The sequence below is a fragment of the Microcoleus sp. AS-A8 genome (genome assembly GCA_039962225.1).
Lineage (GTDB): Bacteria > Cyanobacteriota > Cyanobacteriia > Cyanobacteriales > Coleofasciculaceae > Allocoleopsis.
Genome location: JAMPKV010000010.1, coordinates 307,304 through 329,923 on the forward strand (window position 1 = coordinate 307,304; position 22,620 = coordinate 329,923).

Genomic DNA, 22,620 nt, shown 5'->3' on the forward strand with positions numbered 1-22,620 from the left:
CAGATTCAATCTCAATTATCCTTCATCCTTTTTGATGAGCTACTGTGTAAACCCTGATTGTCCAAAGCCGCGAAACCCTGAAACCCAAAAATGTTGTCAGGGATGCGGCTTTAATTTATGGGTGCAACAGCGTTACCGGGCTATTGAGTTAATCGGTGAAGGTGGATTTAGCAGAACCTTTCTAGCTGTGGATGAAAGTGAATCGGCTTGCGTACTTAAGCAGTTGTGGACAAAGAACCTCACCCCTGAAGCGGCAAAAAAAGCGATGCCGAAGGCGGTTCGCGAAGCGACCATCGCTCTTTTTCAACAAGAAGCACGACGACTGGAGGAATTAGGCCAGCATCCCCAAATCCCTACGTTATTGGCACATTTTGAGGAAAATTACTACCTCTACTTAGTGCAAGAGTTGATTGATGGCCTAAACTTGGCGAAGGTCGTAGAGGAAGAAGGGACATTCAGCGAGGCTCAGATTTGGCAACTTCTCGATGATTTATTGCCAGTCCTCAAGTTTATTCACGACCATCACATCATTCACCGCGATATTAAGCCAGAAAATATCATTCGCCGTACCTCTTTGCCTACAGTTTTCTCCCTTAATCAGGCCGGAACTCATACGAGGAGGTTCGGAGAGGTTGAGAAGAGTCAGTTGGTACTCGTTGACTTTGGTGCTGCCAAATTAATCACAGGAATTAACTCCCTGAACGCAGGAACCTGCATCGGCAGTCCGGAATATGTAGCACCCGAACAAGCGAGAGGAAAAGCGGTTTTTGCCAGTGACCTTTACAGCTTAGGGGTAAGCTGTATTAACCTGCTGACAGGCATTCCTCCCTTTGATTTATTTGATGTTGTTAATGATGGCTGGGCGTGGCGAGATTATTTAACGCAAGATGTGAGCGAATGCCTGGGTCAAATTTTAGATAAACTGCTGCAAAATGCGCTAACTCGCCGCTTTCAATCAGTTGATCAAGTGATGCAAGCGATCGCTGATACTAGGGAAAAATCAGGTTTATCTCAATTCCGGCACAAAGATTACGCAGGGACGCACAGCCCTCCTCCAATCTTATGGCAATGCCAACAGACTCTGAGCGGTAATTCAGCGGTCAATTCACTAGCCATTAGCCCGGATGGTCAGTTCTTGGCAAGTGGCTATGAGGATAACACCATTCGCTTATGGAATTTAGCAACTGGAGAGTTACTCTCTACCCTCATGGGACATGGACAAGCTGTAACATCGGTTGCTTTTAGTCCTGATGGGAGAATGCTGGCGACAGGGAGTGATGACCAAACAATCAAATTGTGGGACTGGAAAAATGGTCAGGAAATTTACACCTTGTGTGGGCATTCCCACGCCGTAAAGTCGGTTGTGTTTAGCCCTGATGCTCAGGTGTTAGCGAGCGCTAGTTGGGATAAGACCATTAAACTGTGGAATGTTCAGACTGGTGTGTCAGAAAAGACGCTGACGGGTCATAGATTGCAGGTTAGTGCTGTGGCGTTCAGTCCGACGGGTAATATTCTGGGCAGTGCCAGTTGCGATCGCACTTGGCGTTTGTGGGACTTGACATCGGGTTCATCTACCCCTCTTTACGGTCACGCTTGGGCTGTTGTTGCGATCGCTTTTAGTCCGGATGGTCAAACCCTGGCAACAGGCAGTGATGATAACACGAGCATCTTGTGGGACTGGAAAACTGGGAAAATACTTTACACGCTTTCTGGTCACTCGTGGTCAGTGGTCGCTCTTACCTTTAGTGCGAATGGAGAGACTTTGGTAAGTGGCAGTCGGGATCAGACGATTCAGCTTTGGCAAGTGAGTACAGGGAAGAAGATCGCCACCCTCACAGGGCATTTAGACTCTGTCTCTAGCGTCGCCATGAGTTCGACGGGGGCGATGATTGCCAGTGGCAGTCAGGACAAAACGATTAAGCTGTGGCATCGGCTTGGATAACTTTGAGCATGAGCATTCTCTGAGGCACTGCCAAAAGATAAATTCTCCAATACCTAAATTAACAAGTAAGGTGCGTGATTTAACGCACCCTACTACCTTTTTCAGCCCTAAATTGGCCCCAGTCCTACAGTTCCAGCATAAATGGCGCGATCGCCTAATTCATCTTCAATCCGCAGCAGTCGGTTGTATTTGGCAACCCGTTCACTACGACATAAAGAGCCGGTTTTGATTTGACCTGCACGAGTCGCTACCGCTAAATCGGCAATGGTCGTATCTTCTGTTTCACCAGAACGGTGGCTGATCACGGAACGGTAACCCCGACGCGTCGCTAAATCAATTGTTTCTAACGTTTCAGTCAACGAGCCAATTTGATTGAGCTTAATTAAGATCGAGTTACCTGCACCCAACTCAATGCCTTTCTTCAGGCGTACCGGGTTAGTCACAAACAGGTCATCACCGACTAACTGAATGTTGCCTAGTTTCTGACTCAGCAATTTCCAATGATCCCAATCTTCTTCGTGCAACCCATCTTCAATGGAAATAATGGGATATTGCCCCACTAACTTCGCCATATAATCAATAAATTCTTCGGGTGAGTGAGATGACCCATCGTAGATATACTGACCCTCTTTGTAAAACTCACTCGCCGCCACATCCATGGCTAACGCGACTTGTTCTCCGGGTTTATACCCAGCCTGCTCAATTGCCGCAATCAGCAATTCTAAAGCGGCTTGATTAGACTCCAGGTTGGGCGCAAAGCCTCCTTCATCCCCAACCCCTGTCAGTAACTTCTTCTCCTTCAGAACTTTTGCCAAGGATGCGAACACCTCAGCACCCCAGCGCAGCGCGTCTCGAAAGGTAGGTGCTCCCACGGGTACAATCATGAATTCCTGAAAATCCACATTATTATCCGCATGAGCGCCACCGTTGATCACGTTCATCAGCGGGACTGGCAGCAGATTAGCCAGGGGCCCCCCTAGATAGCGATAGAGTGGAAGTCCCAGATTATCTGCGGCTGCTTTAGCCGTTGCCAGCGAGACAGCGAGGATGGCATTGGCTCCCAAGTTCTTTTTGTTGAGGGAACCATCGCGCTCTATCATTTTTTGGTCAACGGAGGCTTGGTCGAGGGCATCCATTCCCAACAACTCAGGCGTAATTTTCTCCTTAATATTCCGTACCGCGTAGAGAACTCCTTTACCGCCATAGCGATGGGAGTCATCGTCCCGCAGTTCGTGGGCTTCAAAAGTCCCTGTCGAGGCTCCACTGGGAACCTGGGCGAGTCCCTTAGCGCCCGTCAGCAGCATCACTTCGGCTTCTACGGTAGGACGCCCACGAGAGTCTAAAATTTCTCTGGCATCGATCGCTTCAATTGCGGTTTCTGGCTTGTATTCCATACATCTCCTTTTAGCAATGTAAGGATTTTAGATTGCCGACTTTGATTATGGCTCAATAGAGTGAGTTTTAACTCCCCAGATTCATTGATGGGGTTCTACTCCAAAATCTAAAATCGGATGACTCCAGCGATTAGCATACGCCTTCTTGTGAGCGTCAAACTACAACTTTAAGGATGTCTACCGATCCCTACCGTGTTACTACGTACTCTGGGGTAGGGATTTCTCTTCATCGCGTGAGCGCTTTTAGACCGTCACTGTTTTTAAAATGAACTCATAGAGGAATCCGCTTAAGGAGAAAAAGCCCATGCGAATGCTACACACAATGCTGCGGGTCGGCAATCTTGAGGAATCTCTCAAGTTTTACTGCGACGTTTTGGGGATGAAGCTACTGCGCCAAAAAGATTATCCCAGCGGCGAATTTACCTTGGCTTTCGTGGGTTATGGCGATGAATCTGACCACACTGTCATTGAACTGACCCACAACTGGGGTACAGAGCAATACGACTTGGGTAATGCTTATGGTCACATTGCCCTTGGTGTGGATAATATTTACGAAACTTGTGCCCAAATCAGAATTAAAGGTGGTAAAGTCGTCCGCGAACCAGGGCCGATGAAGCATGGTTCAACGGTCATTGCTTTTGTGGAAGACCCGAATGGATATAAGATTGAGCTGATTCAGTTGGGCACTCAAAATTCTGTTAACCAGCAAGAAACCGCCAAAGCTGCAACCAGCTAGTACAGGCTGATCAAAAACTGATTTTCTCTTGAATTGTTCCCTTGGTTAATTTCTTCCTCTCCCCTTAGCCACTCCTTTGAGGCATAAAGGAGTTGCCGAAATGGATTGGGTCAGAATCGTCTCAAAGACCTTAGGAAAAGGAAAAAGAGCCACTTGTGTGACTCTTTTGATTATCAGGGTGCATCTACTAAGCACAATATAACACCTTAGGGGTGGGGGGTGTCACCCCTTATTTAAAAATTCTGCCTGGAAACGAATGAAGACAACCCATAAACCTCTAACTCGTAGAGCTTGGGCAAATGCGATCGCCCAACCCGCCCAAGAATTTCCCCCCACACCCCTGCCCATCCTCTCCGGTAAAATTCCAGAGGGTTTACGGGGTTCACTCTACCGCAACGGCCCCGGACGCCTAGAGCGCGGTGGTATACGAGTGGGACATTGGTTTGATGGGGATGGAGCGATCTTAGGGGTGCATTTTACCGATGCGGGTGCGACAGGACTCTATCGCTACGTGCAAACCGCTGGCTACCAAGACGAAAGCGAAAAAGAGCAATTTCTTTACCCCAACTATGGCATGACAGCACCGGGCAGAATTTGGCAGCGTTGGGGTAAGCCAGTGAAGAATGCTGCCAATACCTCAGTGTTGCCGTTGTCCGATAAACTCTTAGCTCTGTGGGAAGGCGGAAATCCCCATGCTCTCGATCTTCAGACGCTGGAAACCATAGGAATCGATGATTTAACTCAGTTAGGTGAGGGAGCGCCATTTTCGGCTCATCCCAAATGTGACCCCAAGACGGGGGAGATTTTTAACTTTGGTGTGACTATTGGCCTGAATATCACATTAAAGGTTTATAAAAGTGATTCTACGGGCAAGATTATCCAACAGGGTTCTGTACCCCTAGACGGTTTGTCCCTAGTGCATGATTTTGTGCTCGCAGGGCAGTACTTAATCTTTTTTGTGCCACCAGTGCGGGTAAATTTGTTAAGCGCTGGGTTGGGATTGAGCAGTTATAGTGACGCGATGGAATGGCAACCTGAACGCCCGACTCAGATTATTGTCCTTGATCGCGAAACCCTTAGTTTGGTCAGCCGCACTGAAGCTGAGCCTTGGTTTCAGTGGCACTTTAGCAATGGTTATGTGGATACGGATGGCACGATCGCGATCGATCTGGTGCGCTATCCGGACTTCCAGACGAATCGGTATTTAAAAGAACTGGCAACCGGTCAAACCCAGACACAAGTTAAAGGAACGCTGTGGCAGGTGCGTTTAAATCCCCAGACGGGGAAAGTTATACAACTCGTGGAATTGTTAGACAGAGGCTGTGAGTTCCCTGTTGTACCGCCGCAACTTGTGGGACAAGCCTCGCCGGATATCTATTTAGCCGTACATCGGGATGGGGTGGATATTAGTCAAGAGTTTTTTGGTGCGATCGCTCGATTCAACACCAAAACGGATCGTTTAGCGATCGCGGATATGGGAGACAATCGCTATCCCTCTGAACCCCTATATGCCGCCGATGCCTTGAATCAGCAGCAGGGTTGGGTACTAACGGTTGTGTATGACGGGAATTCTGACACGAGTGAGGTATGGATATTTGATAGCGACACTCTAGATGATGAGCCCGTCTGTCGCCTAGGATTACCCAGCGTGATTCCCCATAGTTTTCATGGCAAGTGGAAACCCGCATAAGCTGTTCGTTATCTAGTTTTACAGGGTAATCTCAGGCAGCAAACGATTTCAGGCACTAAATTATCAAATTTAGATGCCCCTCAGCTTAACAACCGAGAAGTTAATACGAGTTGCGTTTAACGATAGTAGAGCGGTTGGATGGGGAGATGGGGAGAAAGAAAAATTCTTGATCAGTCCTACTAAAATTTCAGCCATTTCACTGAAGGAATTGAGCCATTTTGCTGAGGCTTCCTTAGCGAACTCAACTGTAATATTAGAGAGGATTGAGAGAGGAGAGCGAATCAGCGCTCGAATTAGCTGTTTTTAGTCATCTCTTTATCTCTCCGCCCACAGCCGGGAGGAGGGCTTTGTCCACTATCAGGACAAACCTTCTGTGTGCCTGACGCCTTTGTTGTTAATAACTGTACGCCAAAATCCGATGGCTGCGGCCTTGCAGCTCGAGAGCCGAACTGTGGAGAATTAGCAGCTAGGCCAGTGAATAACAGACTTGCTAACAGGATCGAGCTGTAGGTTTGCATTTCGGGATGTCCTTGTCGGAGTATCTAATTCCTTATTCGGACCTCCAAAGACGGTTTCAGTAAAAAAAGCAATGAGAGAAACACTTTTGTAAGTGTTCTCTATCTACTTCATTAAAAACATGTAATTAGATGACTGGGTTTAAGGAAAGGTTAACCCTGACAGTAAAAAAACTGGCCTGCATTTCTGTGACAATTGTCTCTTCTTATGTATATTCTATTAAGTAAAGTAATATCTTTCTTAAGAAGGATGCACAGCTCAAAAAACTTAATCGGTGTTAGCGCAGCCCTTCCGCAGTAGAGCCAGACTAGCGAATCAGTCCCGACCTGAGAAGCGTCAGCGGGATGTATTGATTCTAAAGCGTAAATCCTGTAGAAAATCGCCTGATAATTTTCCCCTCAAGAATAGACAATTAATGCCATTGGAGCCGTGTTAAGAAACTGGGCGTAGTTGTTTACAAATGCTTTAATTTTTGATGGTTTAATGATAAAAGATTTATGAAAAACACAGTCTTCCAGTCTGCGGTGAGCTAGTGAAGGCTTTCATCTGCGAGTTTTTTGTGCATCTTGATAAGCGACGGAGACAGCAATCATGAAAAGCCTTGAGGGCAGAGTGACATTGGTCACAGGTGCGACGCGGGGTCTGGGTAAGGGAATTGCCATTGGACTCGGTGAAGCCGGTGCAACGGTATACATCACAGGTCGCCGTCTTAATAGCTCTAATACCGAAAATGGCATACCAGGGAGTCTCAATGATACTCAATTAGCGGTGGAACAAGCCGGTGGTGTATGCATTCCCGTCTGTGTCGATCACAGTGACGACGAGCAAGTGCGTCTGCTGTTTGAGCGTATCCAAGACGAGCAGGGACAACTTGATTTGCTGGTGAATAATGCATACTCAGGAGTACAGGCATTAGGGGACGCGAATGGGAAGCCCTTCTGGGAGAGTGAACCGAGTTTTTGGGATGCTTGCAACAATGTGGGGCTTCGTAGCCATTATGTAGCGAGTGTTTTTGCGGCTCGAATGATGACCCAGCATCAGCAAGGACTGATTTGCACCATCTCCTCATGGGGGGGGATGTCTTACATTTTTGGTGTTCCCTATGGTGCAGGCAAAGCCGCCTGCGATCGCTTAGCGGCGGAGATGGCGGTTGAACTCAAGCAGCATAACGTTGCTTCACTCTCAATTTGGCCCGGTATTGTTGGTACTGAGTTCATTACCCGCTTTGCGGCTGAAATGGATGACAGTAGGGAGGTTGATTCACAAAGCTCAGCCATCAAGGAGGGTTACAACTGGGAAACTCCCTTACTTACAGGACGGGCAATTGCGGCATTGGCGGCAGACTCAACGGTAATGCGTCGCACCGGTCGGGTGCAGATTGTGGCTGAACTCGCTCAGCACTATGGACTGGTAGACAAAGACGGTAATCGCCCCGTATCATTTCGTTCTCTGCGTTTTCTCCTCCCCTTTGGCTTACCCACCCTGAGACAGTACCCATGGCTCGTACCCGATATTAAGGTACCGTGGTCGTTGCTACTCCTGAGGATGCTCAGTTCCCCTAAAATTTAACCCAAGCGCTAAGAGGGAACTTGCGATATGACCCAGCTACGCGAAGCAGTGGTGTTAATTACGGGTGCAACCGGTGGCTTCGGACAGGAACTCACGCGACAGTTATTGAGGGCGGGTAGCCGATTAATCCTCACAGATCTGGATAAAGTCGTTCTATATCAACGGGCTGAGTCCATTTGGGGGGAAGTTGCAACGGGTGAGGTACTCGCTTGCCTAACTGCCGATTTGGCTTCCCGTGAAGGTTGTGAATCGCTTTATCACCAAGTCAAAGCCCTGGGCATTCCTGTGGATGTTTTAATTAACAATGCTGGGATCGCCGTGGTGGGTCATGTCAACGAAGTTCCGTTAGAGCCATGGGAACAACTGATGCAGGTGAACTTAATGGCACCCATGCGATTAAGCGCCTTATTTGTGGTTGATATGATTGCTCGTCAAAAGGGGCATATTGTTAATATTTCATCGATCGCAGGCTGGGCGGCACCGCCTGGGCTAACTCATTACGCCGCCAGCAAATTTGGGTTACGGGGATTTAGCGAAGGACTTTTCGATGAAGTTAAGGATTACAACGTTAAGGTGACAGCCGTTTATCCGTTTTTTAGCCGCACCCCGATTCTACAATCGAAGCGGTATGGAACACTGGCCCAGAGGAGCCAGGATTTACCAGAAAACTGGATAACCGAGCCAGCAAACGTTATGCGGGAAACGATTCAAGGAATTATTCGCGATCAATTGCACGTATTTCCCGATTCAGTCGCTAAAAATATCCACTTTTTCAAACGATATGCTCCCGGATTTTTGGACTGGATTAGCAACGAGTTCACTAGGAGACTAAAAAGTGGTACAGGTCGTCACTAACTCTCTTCAAGCTCCACAGAGGCTTGATACGACTCAAAAACATTTAATTATTGGCGCGGGTTTTGTCGGCTTAGGCATGGCTCAAGCCCTGAAAGCGGCTGGTATTCCATACGACCAAGTTGATGCCAGTGATGATATCGGCGGTAATTGGTATCACGGTGTCTACGAAACCGCGCATATTATTTCATCGCGCAAGATTACCCAATTTACTCATTTCCCCATGCCGGAGGATTATCCCGACTTTCCCAGCGCTCAAAACATGCGGGATTATCTGAATGCTTTTGCTGATCATTTTGAATTACGTGAGCCTATCGAACTTAATCGTACAGTTAGTGATGTGCGACCCATTGAAAATAACCTCTGGGAAGTCACTTTTGCTGATGGGGAACAACGAATCTATAAAGGGGTATTAGTCTGCAACGGGCATCACTGGTGCAAACGTTTTCCCAAATTTGAGGGAGAATTTAGCGGAGAGATTATCCATTCCAAAGATTACAAACGACCCGAACAGTTGCGTGGTAAACGAGTTTTGGTGATTGGTGGCGGGAACTCAGCCTGTGATATCGCAGCAGAAGCGGCACGGGTAGGAGCCAAGTGTGTTTTGAGTATGCGCGAATCGGTATGGTTCATCCCTAAAACCTTTGCCGGGGTTCCGGTTGCCGATTTGGGTAAATCATGGATGCCACCGCTGCCAGCATGGTTCGGTCGCTTAATGGTGTATTGGGTGATACGCCTGACATTTGGTCAGCACTCCGACTATGGTTTACCCAAACCCAACCATCGAATTTTCGAGAAACACCCAACTCTCAACAGTGAGGTACCGTACTACATCAAACATGGTCGTATTATTCCCAAGCCTGCTGTGCGTCAGCTTAATGGTTGGAACGTTGAGTTTGTCGATGGTAGTTGTGAGGAATTTGACTTAATTGTTTGTGCAACGGGCTTTTACGTTGCCTACCCCTTCTTAGCTCAAGAACTTCAGCGGGTTGAAGGAGCGGTCGTTAAATGTTATGGGGGTTCGTTTCTTGACGACTACAAGGGACTTTATTACATCGGTTGGGAACAAATTCGGGGAGGGGTTGGCTCGCTCGTTGCAGCTTATGGTCCACTGTTCGCCCGTTATCTCAAACTCCAGGATGAAATCAATGTGCCGCTTGGTTTAGTTTTCAAAGAAATGGGGCAACAGCTACCGACAACCCATCTCGCCGATCCACAAAAGATTTTTAGACAATTCCAGGCTGCTAACGCCTCCTTTAACAAGATTGTCAAAAAAGCCCATCAAGTTGATGCCCAATATCCCAACTTTAGTAACCGCCCACTCCAAAAGTAAAAAAACCTGGCTTCCAGAGCCAGGTTATGGTTCGATTCTCGCTTCCAATTTCTCAATCTCCTCACAAACCAGCGGCTTTTAACCGCTCTTCGTGGTATTTCCATCTAACGTCCACTGCCCCGATTGTCATCCTCGTCCTCATACCCACCAGTAAGAGTGCTGAGTAACGGGTTATATACAACAAGGGTAGGGTTTTCACGCCAAACCCCTGAACGGGATTGTACTGGAAACCCGGTCACGTAGTTGCACATTAGGAAATCTCCTATCTGAATTTCTAAAGCTTTTTTCAGATCAAGGGTGATGAATCAGGATAATCGCCAAAGCGCGCAATATTTCGTAATACATTCAACGGCTTCGTGAATTCAGTGGAGAATCCCCGCCTTTATGCGTGGGTGAGTGTCAATATAGATACAGTTCTGATCATTCCGACTCATTAGTTGTAGCCGTCCATGAGCACTTCTCGCCGTCGCTATCACATCACCACCTTCGGCTGCCAGATGAACAAAGCCGACTCGGAGCGCATGGCTGGCATCCTAGAAGATATGGGCTTCGAGTGGTCTCAAGACCCCAACGACGCTAACTTAGTTCTTTACAACACCTGTACAATTCGGGATAACGCCGAGCAAAAGGTTTATTCTTACCTAGGAAGGCAGGCAAAGCGCAAGCACGAACAAGCTGATTTAACTCTTGTGGTGGCTGGATGTGTTGCCCAGCAAGAAGGAGAAGCCTTGCTGCGTCGAGTCCCAGAACTCGATTTGGTGATGGGACCGCAACATGCCAATCGTCTCCAGGATTTGCTGGAACAAGTATTCGATGGCAACCAAGTTGTTGCCACAGAACCGATTCAGATTGTGGAAGACATCACCAAACCTCGCCGCGATAGTACGGTTACGGCTTGGGTGAATGTGATTTACGGTTGCAATGAGCGCTGCACATACTGTGTGGTTCCCAACGTTCGGGGGGTTGAGCAATCCCGCACTCCAGAGGCGATTCGTGCAGACATGGAGGAACTAGGGCGACAGGGTTACAAGGAAATCACCCTACTCGGTCAAAATATCGATGCTTACGGACGCGATCTCCCCGGCGTCACCGAGTCTGGACGACACCAACACACCTTAACCGAGCTCTTGTATTACGTTCACGATGTGCCAGGAATTGAGCGCATCCGTTTTGCTACCAGCCATCCTCGCTACTTTACTGAACGCTTGATTCGCGCTTGTGCCGAGTTGCCCAAGGTGTGTGAACATTTTCACATTCCCTTTCAGTCGGGGGATAACGATATCCTGAAAGCCATGGCACGGGGTTACACTCAGGAAAAATATCGCCGGATTATTGATAAGATTCGCGAGTACATGCCGGATGCATCGATTAGTGCCGATGCGATTGTGGGTTTTCCTGGGGAAACGGAAGCACAGTTTGAGAATACCCTCAAGCTCGTGGACGATATCGGTTTTGATTTGCTCAATACGGCGGCTTATTCTCCCCGTCCCGGTACTCCCGCTGCACTGTGGGAGAATCAACTGAGTGAAGAGGTCAAAAGCGATCGCCTCCAGCGGCTCAATCACCTGGTTTCTACAAAAGCCGCTCAAGCGTCGCAACGTTACTTCGGACGGATTGAAGAGGTTCTCGTGGAAGACCAAAATCTCAAAGATCCCACCCAAGTCATGGGACGCACGAGCGGTAATCGCCTCACCTTCTTTACAGGCGATATTAAAGAACTTAAAGGTCAACTGGTGAAGGTCGAAATTACTGAAATTCGAGCCTTCAGTTTAACGGGTAGGCGGTTGCATTAAAGACGAGTTAATACTCAATTAACCGAATAATTACATCAGTCAGAAGGCATACATTTATGTACCTTCTCTTTTTGAGTAACTTCAGAACCAGGGATTCCCTGTACTCTTCTGCGGCAATATTTCTCTGACAACAAAAAAATAAGTTGATTATAATCAGACTAAATTAAAGTTAAATTTCGGTTAAAGTCTGGCTAAGGAGGAGAGATATTGAACATGAGTGCAAAACTGCATACTCAACTGAAGAGTCTCTTGCCAATACTTCTTGGGCTGTATACACCAATGCTAATTCTAGTGGCAATGATTGTATTGGTTGGTCTTCAGCTCAGCATCCCCATGGCTGATTTGACACGCGATCCCTCGGCGACGACAGGAGACAGTCCCTTTATTGGAGCACTTTCCAATTTTGGGGTCTTATTTTGGTGTGCTTCTGTAGCGATCTGTTTTTTCACTTTTGCACTGCTACAAACAACAGGAAGCCTAGGGAGATTTTCATCTTTTTTTCTGTTTGGTGGTTTGATTTCTTTCATTCTATTGCTGGATGATTTATTTCTTTTTCATGAAACCGTATTTCCGCTTTATTTGAATATACCTGAAAAACTTGTTTTTCTGAGTTATGGATTAATGATAATAGGGTATGTAGTCCGATTTAGAAAGTTAATTTTACAGACAGATTTTATTTTCCTGATTTTGGCTTTTGGTCTATTTGGATTATCAATAGTTATCGATCTTTTAGAATTAAAAATATCCATCCTGTTTGAAGATGGCTCTAAGTTATTTGGCATTGTCAGTTGGTTCGGTTATTTCGCTATAACCTGCTTTCGGGTGGTGAAACAGATTACACTTCAACCTGCTGAAAAAAAGGAACAACGCTTCTCTTAAACAAAAAGGCAATATTGGCCTAAGCTGTGGTGCATTTAATTGGTGAGTTCGGTTTCAGCCTTTCTCTTTTGGGATGGGAAGGATAGCCCGTCCAAACGATGCAATGTTTTATGCCGATTAGCTGACTCAAGAACTGGTGCTATCTAATATATCCCTTAGAAGGCTTCAACCACTCCATTGAGTGAGAAGATCTGTGCATGGCGGCATAAGACAGACGTTTTTTACTAGTTTTTTGGATACTCCTAAAAACTTTCTCCCATCCTCTACTCTCATCTCTGCCCCCACTCCCCCCCGCTGCATGGCGGCGTGCAGCTAGGAGATTTGAGTCAATAGCACCTTACTGTCGCTCTCGAAGTACAATGACGGCAACCCTCCTAAGCCAGAACCTCTGGGGACACACCGCAGGTTGGAATCGGAGAAATTTGCTGGAATTGACATATAGAGTGCTAAAACCTGGAAATATAGACAAAACGAGCCATGAAATGCTAACCAGGTTCTTTGGGGGCTAATAGAGGTTAAACGCAAATGGGGCAACTGAACAAACAATCGGATGATAGGGGAGCAAGCGATTCGCAGGCAGCAGAAGATCTTTTAAGAGCCATGACTCAAGATATTGAGCACCTGCGGCAAAATCTCCTGAGTCAGTTAGCTCAAGATGTTGAGCGGCTCCAGAGAGAAAAATCTCAGTTGATTGAGGACATTGAACAGCTAAAGGCTCAGCGTCAGCAGCAGCTTTTCCAACAACAGATTGATCGTGTCCCCAGTGCGGGGTTCTCGCCAAACGTAATAGCCGAAGTTCACAATGAGAATATAGAGCAATTGATTGCCTCTTTGGATTCAACCCTGAGAGCAACCTTTAGAAGCCTACAACAAGACCTTAAGAGCTATCAAAGTTCCCTCTCCCAGCAGTTGGGTGAGATGTACAGTCTAGAGAAGCAAGGCGAAGCCATCTTAGAGACGCTGGTTAATCGTCTGAGGAAAGAAGTTTCATCCCAATCTTCTGCTACAAAGAACTCTTCACTGTCTTCACCGCCAGCACACCCCAATGTTTCTTTACCCCGCCGCGACATACCTGGGTATCTGGAGGAAGATCATCATTACAACAGCTTTAACGTCTCATATCCTTCTGAGCAATCCATCCCAGCCGTACCATCAATTCCAGCACCAGAGTCGCTGACGACTGCCCCCCAGCCTCAAGCCTCCTCTAAGCCTAAGCGGGGGTTGGTGGGTGGGTTAGTCATGGGGTTTGTTCTGGTTCTGTTGTCCTTCCTGCTGCAAGCGTTCCAGAACATTGTTATTAGTGTAATTTTCAATAAGTCCCCTATTTTGGGGCTATTTGAATTCGGAGGATTGTTAGTTCCCAGCGCGGGCAATTCGCTGCTGATTTTGTGGTTGCGAATGCTTGTGGTAGTACCTTTGATGGCGATTTTAGCGATGGTTCGCTATCCATCGGTGTGGCGAGAAATTGGCCAATTTGCGCGCTCAAAAGACTGGCTGTTATTTTTCAATGTTTTGGCAAGTGGCTTTTTTCTGTTTTTATCTCAGGCGCTACTGTATTTGGCTTTGGGGCCTATTGCTCCAGGGGTTGCCCTGACAATTTTCTTTATCTATCCGATCTTTACTCTGTTATTAGCGTGGGTGCTGTATGGTAGGCGACCGACGCTCATTAGTAACCTCGTTATTTTCAGTGTTTTGGTCGGGTTTGTGCTGATTACCCTTCCCGGTACTAGAACAACGGAACTTTCCAGTTTAGGTATTAGTGCGGCGGCGGGTGCGGGTGTCGCCTTTGCTTTTCATCTCATCCTGACGCGAATTCCTGCTAAGAAGATTAACCCCGTCCCTTTGATGTGGATTAATTATGTCCTCCTCCTTACTTTTGCTGGTTTGTGTTTAGCCGGACCCTTTCCGCAATCCTGGTGGCGTTTCGATGTCGCTCCCACGATGTGGCCTAGTCTAATCATCAGCAGTTTAGTATTAGGGGGTATTACGTTCTTGATCAATCTGCTAAGTAACATGGGGCTGAGACGGATCGATCCACGTCGAGCCTTAATTCTGGAAGCAACAGTTCCTGCTTTAACAGGGCTCTTAGCTCTGGGGATCGTGCAAAGCACCATGCAGGGGTCGCAAATCTTTGGAATGGTGATTGTTACCTTGGGAGTTGTTGCTCTGAATTTTGAGCAGCGACGTCGCCATGCCCAAGCCGCTCAATCGGCCTCGCGATCGCAAAAATAAAGGTGCGATCGCTGGCTATCATGCGAATCTTATCGACTAGGAAGTACTGTGCCATCAGATGTCCTAGTCAAATATTCTATGGTTTGGCTATTAGCCACGATAAGGAACGGAGAGAGAGGGATTCGAACCCTCGTTAGAGTCACCCCTAAACAGCATTTCCAGTGCTGCGCCTTCAACCGCTCGGCCATCTCTCCAGGGGAGTTATTCATTGCAGGTTTTGAATTAAGCTAATTCAGCACCCGGTTTCTAATTGTACACTAAAGTGATGACTAAATCCTATAAAGTTCAAATTCATCATCGCCAAGCTGGTACTCATCATATAGTACAAGTGCCAGATGACCGATATATCTTGCAAGCGGCAGAGAATCAGGGCGTGAAACTGCCGTTTGCGTGTCGCAATGGAGCTTGCACCACCTGTGCCGTCCGGGTTCTGCGTGGTGAAGTTTACCAGCCAGAAGCCATGGGACTTTCTCCAAATCTGCGCGACCAAGGCTATGCTCTGTTGTGTGTGAGTTATCCTCGCTCCGACCTGGAGGTGGAGACGCAGGATGAAGACGAAGTCTATGAACTTCAGTTTGGTCGCTATTTTGCCAAAGGCAAGGTGCAGTTTGGACTGCCACTGGATGAGGATTAAGGTGGACAACAGAGGAGGACTCATACAATTGGGCATGAAACTTGCCCGATTCGATTGTCTGCAACTCCCGACTGGTGAGGTTTCCCAAATCCAAGATCTACAACTTTCGCCTTCTAAGGAGTGTAAGGAGAGTCATCTCTCCCTCCAGGGCCTCCACTCTCTCCTGTGTCCCCACAGTCTTCACGCTCTGCGGAAGGAGTGTTTGCTTTTGCTGAGGCTATTGAGCCTGTTATGCTGCTGTCTCTTTTTATTAGTGGGTTGCCAATCCTCCCCTGTGCCCACGGGAAGAACCGTAACCGTTCAGGTGCAGCGAGTTGTCAGTGGACAAACGCTAGATGTATTGAACCCAACCCAGCAAACCGCCTTGATAGAGCGGGTACGATTGATTGGGATTGAGGCACCCGATTTAAAGCAAGAGCCTTGGGGATCAGCAGCCAAAAATCGCTTTGAGCAAATGATTAGCAAAACGGCTAATCAGCCGCTTGTCTTACAACCTGTTTCCTTGGAACCGGATGTCCAAGAGAAAGACAGCACAGGTCGCTGGCTCGCCTATGTCTGGTACGATGGCGTCTTAATCAATGAGCAATTGGTAAAAGAAGGGTATGTGTTAGCCGCACCGCGATTGCCTAACCAAAAATACGATGATCGCCTTGCTCGTGCCCAGGAATATGCCAGACTCATGGGATATGGCATCTGGAATTTAGACCAACCCATGCGTTTGACCCCAGCCGAATTTCGTCGCCAAAATCCTTAACGTTGCGCTGACGATGGGATTAGTGTTTAGCCCGCTTGGCGGGTAGACGACAAAAACGAAGAGAATTTTGGCTTAGGGTTCATCTCAATCACTTTTGTCTGTTCTGATGAGATTTGAGCCTTCCAAGATCCATTCAAAAGCTTCCGTGTAATGCCTCTTGGGAGGATAATGAGTGGGTGAGTGATAACCCTACTCTCCACTAATCCCTAATCATTCCACTCGCAGCGTTATTCCTGAATTGGTGTTCTAAGCTATTTAAAGATGAGCCAACATACACCCCAACAACTGCAAATCTTCCTGGACATTGCCACCGAAGCCGCTATGGCAGCAGGGGCTATCTTGAAAGACTACTGGGGTAAGTTAGACGAAATAGAGGAAAAAGGACGTCCCGGAGACTTAGTGACGGTTGCCGATAAAGACGCTGAAGTAGCCATTCTCAAAGTGTTACAGCGTCATGTTCCCCATCACTCTATCCTAGCCGAGGAATCCGGTCAGCTAGGGGATAACCAGAATGAATATTTGTGGGCGATCGATCCCCTGGATGGGACTACCAATTACGCTCATCAGTACCCCGTTGCGGCTGTCTCTGTCGGACTCCTGATTTCCGGAATACCTGAGGTTGGAGCGATTTATAATCCCTTTCGTGATGAGCTATTTCGTGCGGCCACGGGTTTAGGAGCGACTCGCAATCGACGCCCAATTCAAGTGTCTCAAACATCCGACCTGAGTAAAAGCCTACTCGTCACCGGCTTTGCCTACGATCGACGCGAGACTTCTGATAACAACTATGCTGAATTCTGTCACCTCACCCACCTCACCCAAGGCGTCCGCCGTAGCGGTGCCGCCTCCATCGATCTAGCCGATGTGGCCTGCGGAAGACTGGATGGGTACTGGGAACGGGGACTTTCTCCCTGGGATATCGTTGCTGGGGTCGTGTTGGTAGAAGAAGCTGGTGGGAAAGTGACCGCTTACGACGGCAGCCCCTTAAAGATTGATTCGGGTCGGATTCTAGCCACCAATGTGCATCTGCACGAACAGATGAGTACTGAGCTGTTACAGGTGCCCCCTCTTTCTGGGTGGAAATAATTTTGATAGGTATTTCACGCAGATGGGAATAATCTAATTAGTAACCCATGAACTTTCAGAACGCCGCTAACTATGAAAAGCTATTTCCCATAGTAGCCAAACAATGTTCTGATAAAAATGACATAGCTTTATGGTGCCTTGATAAACCAAGACAAGGTGATAAAGTTAGCGATTATAGCAGAAATTAAGACATACTAGAAACAATTATTTTGGCACGGAGCTTGGACAAACCCCTATGTCTTTTCAAATTGAGCGCGGACTCTTCAAGTTTGATTTCAACGACCATCACGCCGTTATCGGTGTTCCGGTTGATGCGGATGTTAAAGAAGTCCGCAAGCGATATCTCAAGATTGCTAGAAAACTACATCCTGACAGCTGCAAAGCGGCAAGCGATAGCGAAAAGAAGTTAGCCAATCAACTGTTATCCAAACTCGTGAATCCAGCCTACGAACAGCTGTCTCAGGGGAATAATCGGGATTACTTGGTGAGTCTAGGCCACATGGGGAGACGTTTAGCGGCAGAAGGGGCTAAAATTCCCCTTGCGAGCGCCTCAGCCAAACAATTATTCCAGTCAGGTGCCAATTTAGACAACGCTTACAAAAGCGTATTACAAAAGCTAGCCACAACACAATACGATTCCCTTGACCAAGTCTTAGATAAAATTGCTGAAATCAGTGAACTGAATATGGTTTACCTAATGCTGAGCAAGGGTGAACTCCAAAAACCCACCGATAGAAGACCGGGGGCTCCAATGGGTCCGGGAGCCGGCCCAAAAGGCGGTCAGCCAGCTACTCCAGGCCGGAACCCAGGTCCTAACGCTCCGACACCACCTGGAACACCGGCACGCCCTATTAGTCCGCTACCTGATTCGGGAGTCACGAGATCGGCTGAGTATGTTCGGCGAGCAGAAGGCTACATGGCAAAGAACAATTTTGCCGCCGCTGTTCTGGAGTTGCGTGAGGCACTCAAGCTAGATCCAAACAATAGTCGCTGCCATAGCTTACTAGGAGCCTCTTTTTTGAAGCAAAATCAGGCGACAATGGCAAAAGTTCACCTTAATAAAGCCTTGCAACTGAATCCCAACGATGAGTTGGCTTTGAAGGGCAAAAAGCATCTCGATGCCCTTCAGAACACCAACGGGGGTCAAAAACCGACTCCTCAACCAACTCCGGGCACACAGTCCGATCAATCGGGGAAATCGCGTGGCGGTGGCTTATTTGGTGGTTTATTTGGCGGTAAGAAAAAGTAGAAAAATTAATGGTTCATCAACCACCGGCGGGTGCACGAGATTTGTTGCCCCTTGAAGTGACACAAAAACGTTGGATTGCCGAGCGCTTACAGCAGGTATTTCACCGCTGGGGATATCACCAGATTATTACATCGACCTTGGAGTGGTTAGATACTCTGATGGCAGGCGGGGCAATTCAGCGTTCAACTGTCATTCAGTTACAGGATGCTGAGGCGGGGACATTGGGACTGCGCCCGGAACTCACAGCTTCAATTGCACGGGCTTTTGCCACACGAATCGCAGGGAGTACTACTGAGGCAACCCTATCCTTACCACAACGACTCTACTACAATGCTAATGTGTTCCGCCAACCGCCCATGGGTCACCACGGACGTCAACTGGAATTCTACCAGTCAGGGGTTGAACTTCTGGGAGCTGGCGGACTATTGGCAGATGCAGAAATTCTGCTGTTGCTTGCGGATTCGCTGAATCAGCTCGGTTTGCAACAGTGGCACTTGATTTTAGGGGAAGCGGGGTTAACGCGATCGCTCTTTTCTCCCTTCCCCGCGTCAGTGCAAGACAAAGTGCGAAAAGCGATCGCTCATCTGGATCGTGTCTCTCTAGAAACTCTACCCCTTTCCCCGGAATTACGAGAACGGGCGCTGTTTCTGTTTGATCTGCGGGGACGCCCTACGGATGTTTTACAAAAAGTGGCTAGTCTGGATTTAGACGCATCAGAACGCCAAATTGTGGAGCAGCTCAAAGCCCTGATTGAACTTTTAGAGCAATCTTCTCCCACTCCCTTGCCACTCATGCTCGACCTCAGCTTAGTTCAAACCTTTGAGTATTACACGGGTATTGTGTTTGAGGTGGTGAGTGACAGCAATACTAGTCAGCGAGTTTTGGGTCAAGGGGGTCGTTATGACCAACTCCTGGGGCTGTATCATCCTCAGAAAGAAACCTACCCAGGAATTGGTTTTTGCCTCAATATTGAAGACCTTCACTATGTTTTACTTTCAGGGAGTCAGCTACCCAGACAAACACCCGCTAGTGACTGGTTAGTGGTTCCGGAGACGCCCCAGTCTGAGGCTGCTGCTTTTGCTTATGCCCAAAAGCTTAGAGAATCTGAGCATTTAGTGCGCGTGGAGATTGATTTAGGACAACGCTCACCTACAGATATTCGGGAGTACGCCCGTCGCCACCGGATTACTTATTTGGCATGGATTCAAGCAGATGGCAGACCGATGATTGAGACGTTAAGTTAGGGAGGGACAACGCTAGCCAGATATCCACCAAATCTATAGTTTTAGGTTAATCTTGGTAGCGTCGAAACAGTAGACTAAATTTACTTGTTTGATCCGATTGATAAGAGAGAAAACACTGTGCCACACACGATAGTTACTAATACTTGTGAAGGTATAGCCGATTGCGTTGATGCTTGCCCCGTTGCTTGTATCCACGAAGGGCCCGGAAAAAATGTCAAGGGTACAAACTGGTACTGGATTGACTTTGCCACCTGTATTGACTGCGGCATCTGCATCCAAGTCTGCCCGGTAGAAGGCGCGATCGTGCCGGAAGAACGCCCAGATCTGCAAGAGACTCCTTAAAGAACATTACAAATGCTTGCTGCCACAGAGGTGATGGTGACAGTGCTTGTGGCAGCGTTACCGTTGGTATTCCCCAATAGGGCTTCTAACTGGATAGTTTACATACCTTCTACCAAACTCATTTACCATAGCTAGTCAGTCGTGTGCAATATATTGTATTCACCCTGTTGCTCGTAAGACTTCAATAGGAATAAAACTGTTTTAACCTGCTCCAGAAGTGCTGTAACCAACGCCAAAACGGGGAGTAATTCTTAAATCTGCCCCTCTTTGATTGGTGAGGGTGTATCAGTTTCAGCAGAGAGTGTCTGTGCGATAGCTGGGAATGCTAAGCTAAAAGCAAAGAGCAGACTAGTACAGAGTCGATGCACTACTTTGTTCATGGGCGTATTTATCCCGATAGATAACTTTGATGGCTCATATCGTAGCCTTGCTGTTTGCTTGGTGTGTCAAAAATGATTGTTAACACACCGCTCAAATGATCAAGGATGGATCAAAAGGAGAAAGCGATCGCCTTGCTGAACATGCAGAACGCATTAATAGGGTCTGACTATAGGGATGCCTGGGGTAAAGATCGCGAACCTCCCGTGGTCGGCGCTTCACTCACGCTTGGATGACTTCAGAACTGGATTTGTTGAACAAGCCAAAAGTTAGAGAATTGACTTGTCAGCCAATATTCTGCATTAAGGCGACGTTAGACAATAGAAGAGGGCAAAATAAATACTAAGCTTGCATCTTCCTTCACTATGAGCTACTGCCTCAACCTCGACTGTCCCAAGCCCCAAAATCCTGATGATGCAAAGTTTTGCTTAACTTGTGGCACTAAATTACTTTTGAAAGACCGCTACCGGGCGACCAAACCTCTGGGTCGAGGTGGATATAGTAGAACTTTTGCTGCACTCGATCAAGACCGCCTCAACCATCCTTGTGTGATTAAGCTCTTTATGATGCCACCCGATCAAGATCGGAAGGCAACAGAATTGTTTAATCAAGAAGCTGTGCGGCTATATGAACTAGGTAAACACGCTCAAATTCCCGAATTTTATGCCCATTTTGAACAAAATAATCGTCTGTATTTGGTACAAGAATTTATTGACGGGCAGACCTTATTCGATGAATTAGAAGATAGAGTTACAGCTGAAGGCACCCTATATCAAGAGAGCGAAATTCAGGATATTTTAAACGATCTGCTCCCTGTTCTCCACTTTATTCATCAGCAAGGAGTAATTCACAGGGATATCAAGCCAGCCAATATTATACGCCGTCGCCGTGACAGCAGACTGATATTGATTGATTTTGGAGTGGCTAAACAAGCAACAGTCAAAGCGTTTGTTGAACAAGGAACAATGATTGGCACTCTTGGATATGCACCAGCGGAACAACTTCAGTTTGGCGAAGCCTATCCTGCCAGCGATTTATATGCACTAGGGGCAACTTGCATTCATTTGTTAACAGGAATACAGCCTTTTAACCTTTACAATTCTTTTGCTGGCTGTTGGTCATGGCGAAAAAATATGCCATCTGCTACAACAATTAGCCCTAAGCTAGAAGATATTTTAAATAAGCTGCTCCAAGTTTTGGTGAAAGACCGCTATCAAACGGTTCATGAGGTGTTAAAAGATTTGAATCCTTTTTATGCGACTTCGGATTCTTGTACGTTCACTTTCCCAAGTCAGCTTGATATAACCTTAGAATCAGAAAAAGGTATTGATTACAGGAGATTGCAAGATTTACTCGCCGAACATAATTGGAAAGAAGCTGATCAAGAAACTCGTGAAAAGATGCTAGAAGTTATGGGGCAAAAGCAGCGAGGTTATCTGGATAATGAAGATATTGAAAAGTTTCCCTGTAAAGATTTCCGCACGATTGATCGGCTGTGGTTACATTATAGTAATAAGCACTTTGGTTTCAGTGTGCAAAAGCAAATTTGGCTTGAGGAAGGTGGCAAGCCCGGAGTCTATAACTTAATAGCTTATGAAAAGTTTGGAGAGCGCGTTGGCTGGCGAGTAAGTCATAACTGGAAATTATATTCAGAACTGACTTTTCATTCAAATATGCTTGCTGGACATCTTCCCTTAGGGCTAAGTATAGGATGGGGTGATGGAGCCATTGAATTAGTAGGGGTAGAGGGTGCTGTTGAGGTTGATTGTCTTTTCTCGCGTGTGGATAGTTGTGAATTATAAGTTTTAGAAACTCCTAGTTTGCTACAGCCAGGGTAAATCTAACCAAACAAAAGCCTCTTGCTCGATGTGGAGAAAGAGGCTGTTGTGTGATGAATGACCTGGCATCGAGCTATTGTCCCGTGGGGTGACCCCCAAAGTATCTTGGCCGCTGCAACGTTTCACCTCCGAGTTCGGGATGGAGTCGGTGTGGTTCCA

17 protein-coding genes and 1 tRNA gene are annotated in these 22,620 nt (G+C 47.2%); 16 read left to right on the forward strand and 2 right to left on the reverse strand.

From position 1 onward, the window contains the following. Positions 1-34: 34 nt before the first annotated feature. Positions 35-1,942, forward strand: coding sequence for a serine/threonine protein kinase (locus NDI48_18260; protein ID MEP0833118.1), 1,908 nt, complete (start codon positions 35-37; stop codon positions 1,940-1,942). 107 nt (positions 1,943-2,049) lie between these two features. Here NDI48_18260 and eno read toward each other — a convergent pair whose 3' ends face one another. Further along, on the reverse strand, positions 2,050-3,336 hold the full coding sequence (gene eno, locus NDI48_18265) for a phosphopyruvate hydratase (GenBank protein MEP0833119.1): 1,287 nt from the start codon (positions 3,334-3,336) through the stop codon (positions 2,050-2,052). A 304-nt stretch (positions 3,337-3,640) separates the two neighbouring features. Between eno and gloA the strand changes: the two genes are divergently transcribed. The 8 genes from gloA (at position 3,641) to NDI48_18305 (ending at position 14,936) form a co-directional block, all read left to right on the forward strand. Then, a complete protein-coding gene (gloA, locus tag NDI48_18270; GenBank protein MEP0833120.1) occupies positions 3,641-4,072 on the forward strand; it encodes a lactoylglutathione lyase in 432 nt (143 codons plus the stop codon). A gap of 256 nt (positions 4,073-4,328) precedes the next feature. After that, positions 4,329-5,762, forward strand: a complete 1,434-nt coding sequence (locus NDI48_18275) for a carotenoid oxygenase family protein (protein MEP0833121.1) — start codon at positions 4,329-4,331, stop codon at positions 5,760-5,762. Positions 5,763-6,869: 1,107 nt separating this feature from the next. Next, positions 6,870-7,847, forward strand: a complete 978-nt coding sequence (locus NDI48_18280; GenBank protein MEP0833122.1) for an SDR family NAD(P)-dependent oxidoreductase — start codon at positions 6,870-6,872, stop codon at positions 7,845-7,847. Positions 7,848-7,874: 27 nt separating this feature from the next. Beyond that, a complete protein-coding gene (locus NDI48_18285; protein MEP0833123.1) occupies positions 7,875-8,702 on the forward strand; it encodes an SDR family NAD(P)-dependent oxidoreductase in 828 nt (275 codons plus the stop codon). Then, the gene (locus NDI48_18290) at positions 8,683-10,032 is read left to right on the forward strand and encodes an NAD(P)-binding domain-containing protein (GenBank protein ID MEP0833124.1); all 1,350 of its coding nucleotides are present in this window, start codon (positions 8,683-8,685) and stop codon (positions 10,030-10,032) included. Before NDI48_18285 ends, NDI48_18290 begins: the two co-directional genes overlap by 20 nt. Positions 10,033-10,481: 449 nt before the next feature. After that, positions 10,482-11,825, forward strand: a complete 1,344-nt coding sequence (gene miaB, locus NDI48_18295) for a tRNA (N6-isopentenyl adenosine(37)-C2)-methylthiotransferase MiaB (protein MEP0833125.1) — start codon at positions 10,482-10,484, stop codon at positions 11,823-11,825. A gap of 213 nt (positions 11,826-12,038) precedes the next feature. Continuing rightward, positions 12,039-12,704, forward strand: coding sequence for a hypothetical protein (locus NDI48_18300; protein MEP0833126.1), 666 nt, complete (start codon positions 12,039-12,041; stop codon positions 12,702-12,704). Between the two features lie 525 nt (positions 12,705-13,229). Further along, entirely contained in the window at positions 13,230-14,936 is a 1,707-nt protein-coding gene (locus NDI48_18305) for a DMT family transporter (protein MEP0833127.1), read from the forward strand. 107 nt (positions 14,937-15,043) lie between these two features. Here the strand turns inward: NDI48_18305 and NDI48_18310 are convergent. Continuing rightward, positions 15,044-15,130, reverse strand: a tRNA-Ser gene (locus tag NDI48_18310). A 71-nt stretch (positions 15,131-15,201) separates the two neighbouring features. On the opposite strand from NDI48_18310, the gene NDI48_18315 reads away from it, so the two are divergent. The 7 genes from NDI48_18315 to NDI48_18345 all read left to right on the forward strand — a co-directional run bounded on the left by NDI48_18315 (position 15,202) and on the right by NDI48_18345 (position 22,425). Beyond that, positions 15,202-15,570, forward strand: a complete 369-nt coding sequence (locus NDI48_18315) for a 2Fe-2S iron-sulfur cluster-binding protein (GenBank protein MEP0833128.1) — start codon at positions 15,202-15,204, stop codon at positions 15,568-15,570. A gap of 208 nt (positions 15,571-15,778) precedes the next feature. Next, on the forward strand, positions 15,779-16,324 hold the full coding sequence (locus NDI48_18320; GenBank protein ID MEP0833129.1) for a thermonuclease family protein: 546 nt from the start codon (positions 15,779-15,781) through the stop codon (positions 16,322-16,324). A 261-nt stretch (positions 16,325-16,585) separates the two neighbouring features. Continuing rightward, the gene (locus NDI48_18325; GenBank protein ID MEP0833130.1) at positions 16,586-17,410 is read left to right on the forward strand and encodes an inositol monophosphatase; all 825 of its coding nucleotides are present in this window, start codon (positions 16,586-16,588) and stop codon (positions 17,408-17,410) included. 235 nt (positions 17,411-17,645) lie between these two features. Next, positions 17,646-18,659 (forward strand): DnaJ domain-containing protein, encoded by a 1,014-nt coding sequence (locus NDI48_18330; GenBank protein MEP0833131.1) that lies wholly within the window; start codon positions 17,646-17,648, stop codon positions 18,657-18,659. A gap of 8 nt (positions 18,660-18,667) precedes the next feature. After that, positions 18,668-19,903, forward strand: coding sequence for an ATP phosphoribosyltransferase regulatory subunit (locus NDI48_18335; GenBank protein ID MEP0833132.1), 1,236 nt, complete (start codon positions 18,668-18,670; stop codon positions 19,901-19,903). 117 nt (positions 19,904-20,020) lie between these two features. Next, entirely contained in the window at positions 20,021-20,245 is a 225-nt protein-coding gene (locus tag NDI48_18340; protein ID MEP0833133.1) for a ferredoxin family protein, read from the forward strand. 743 nt (positions 20,246-20,988) lie between these two features. After that, positions 20,989-22,425: a GUN4 domain-containing protein gene (locus tag NDI48_18345; protein ID MEP0833134.1), complete on the forward strand. Its 1,437-nt coding sequence runs from the start codon at positions 20,989-20,991 to the stop codon at positions 22,423-22,425. Positions 22,426-22,620 lie beyond the last annotated feature (195 nt).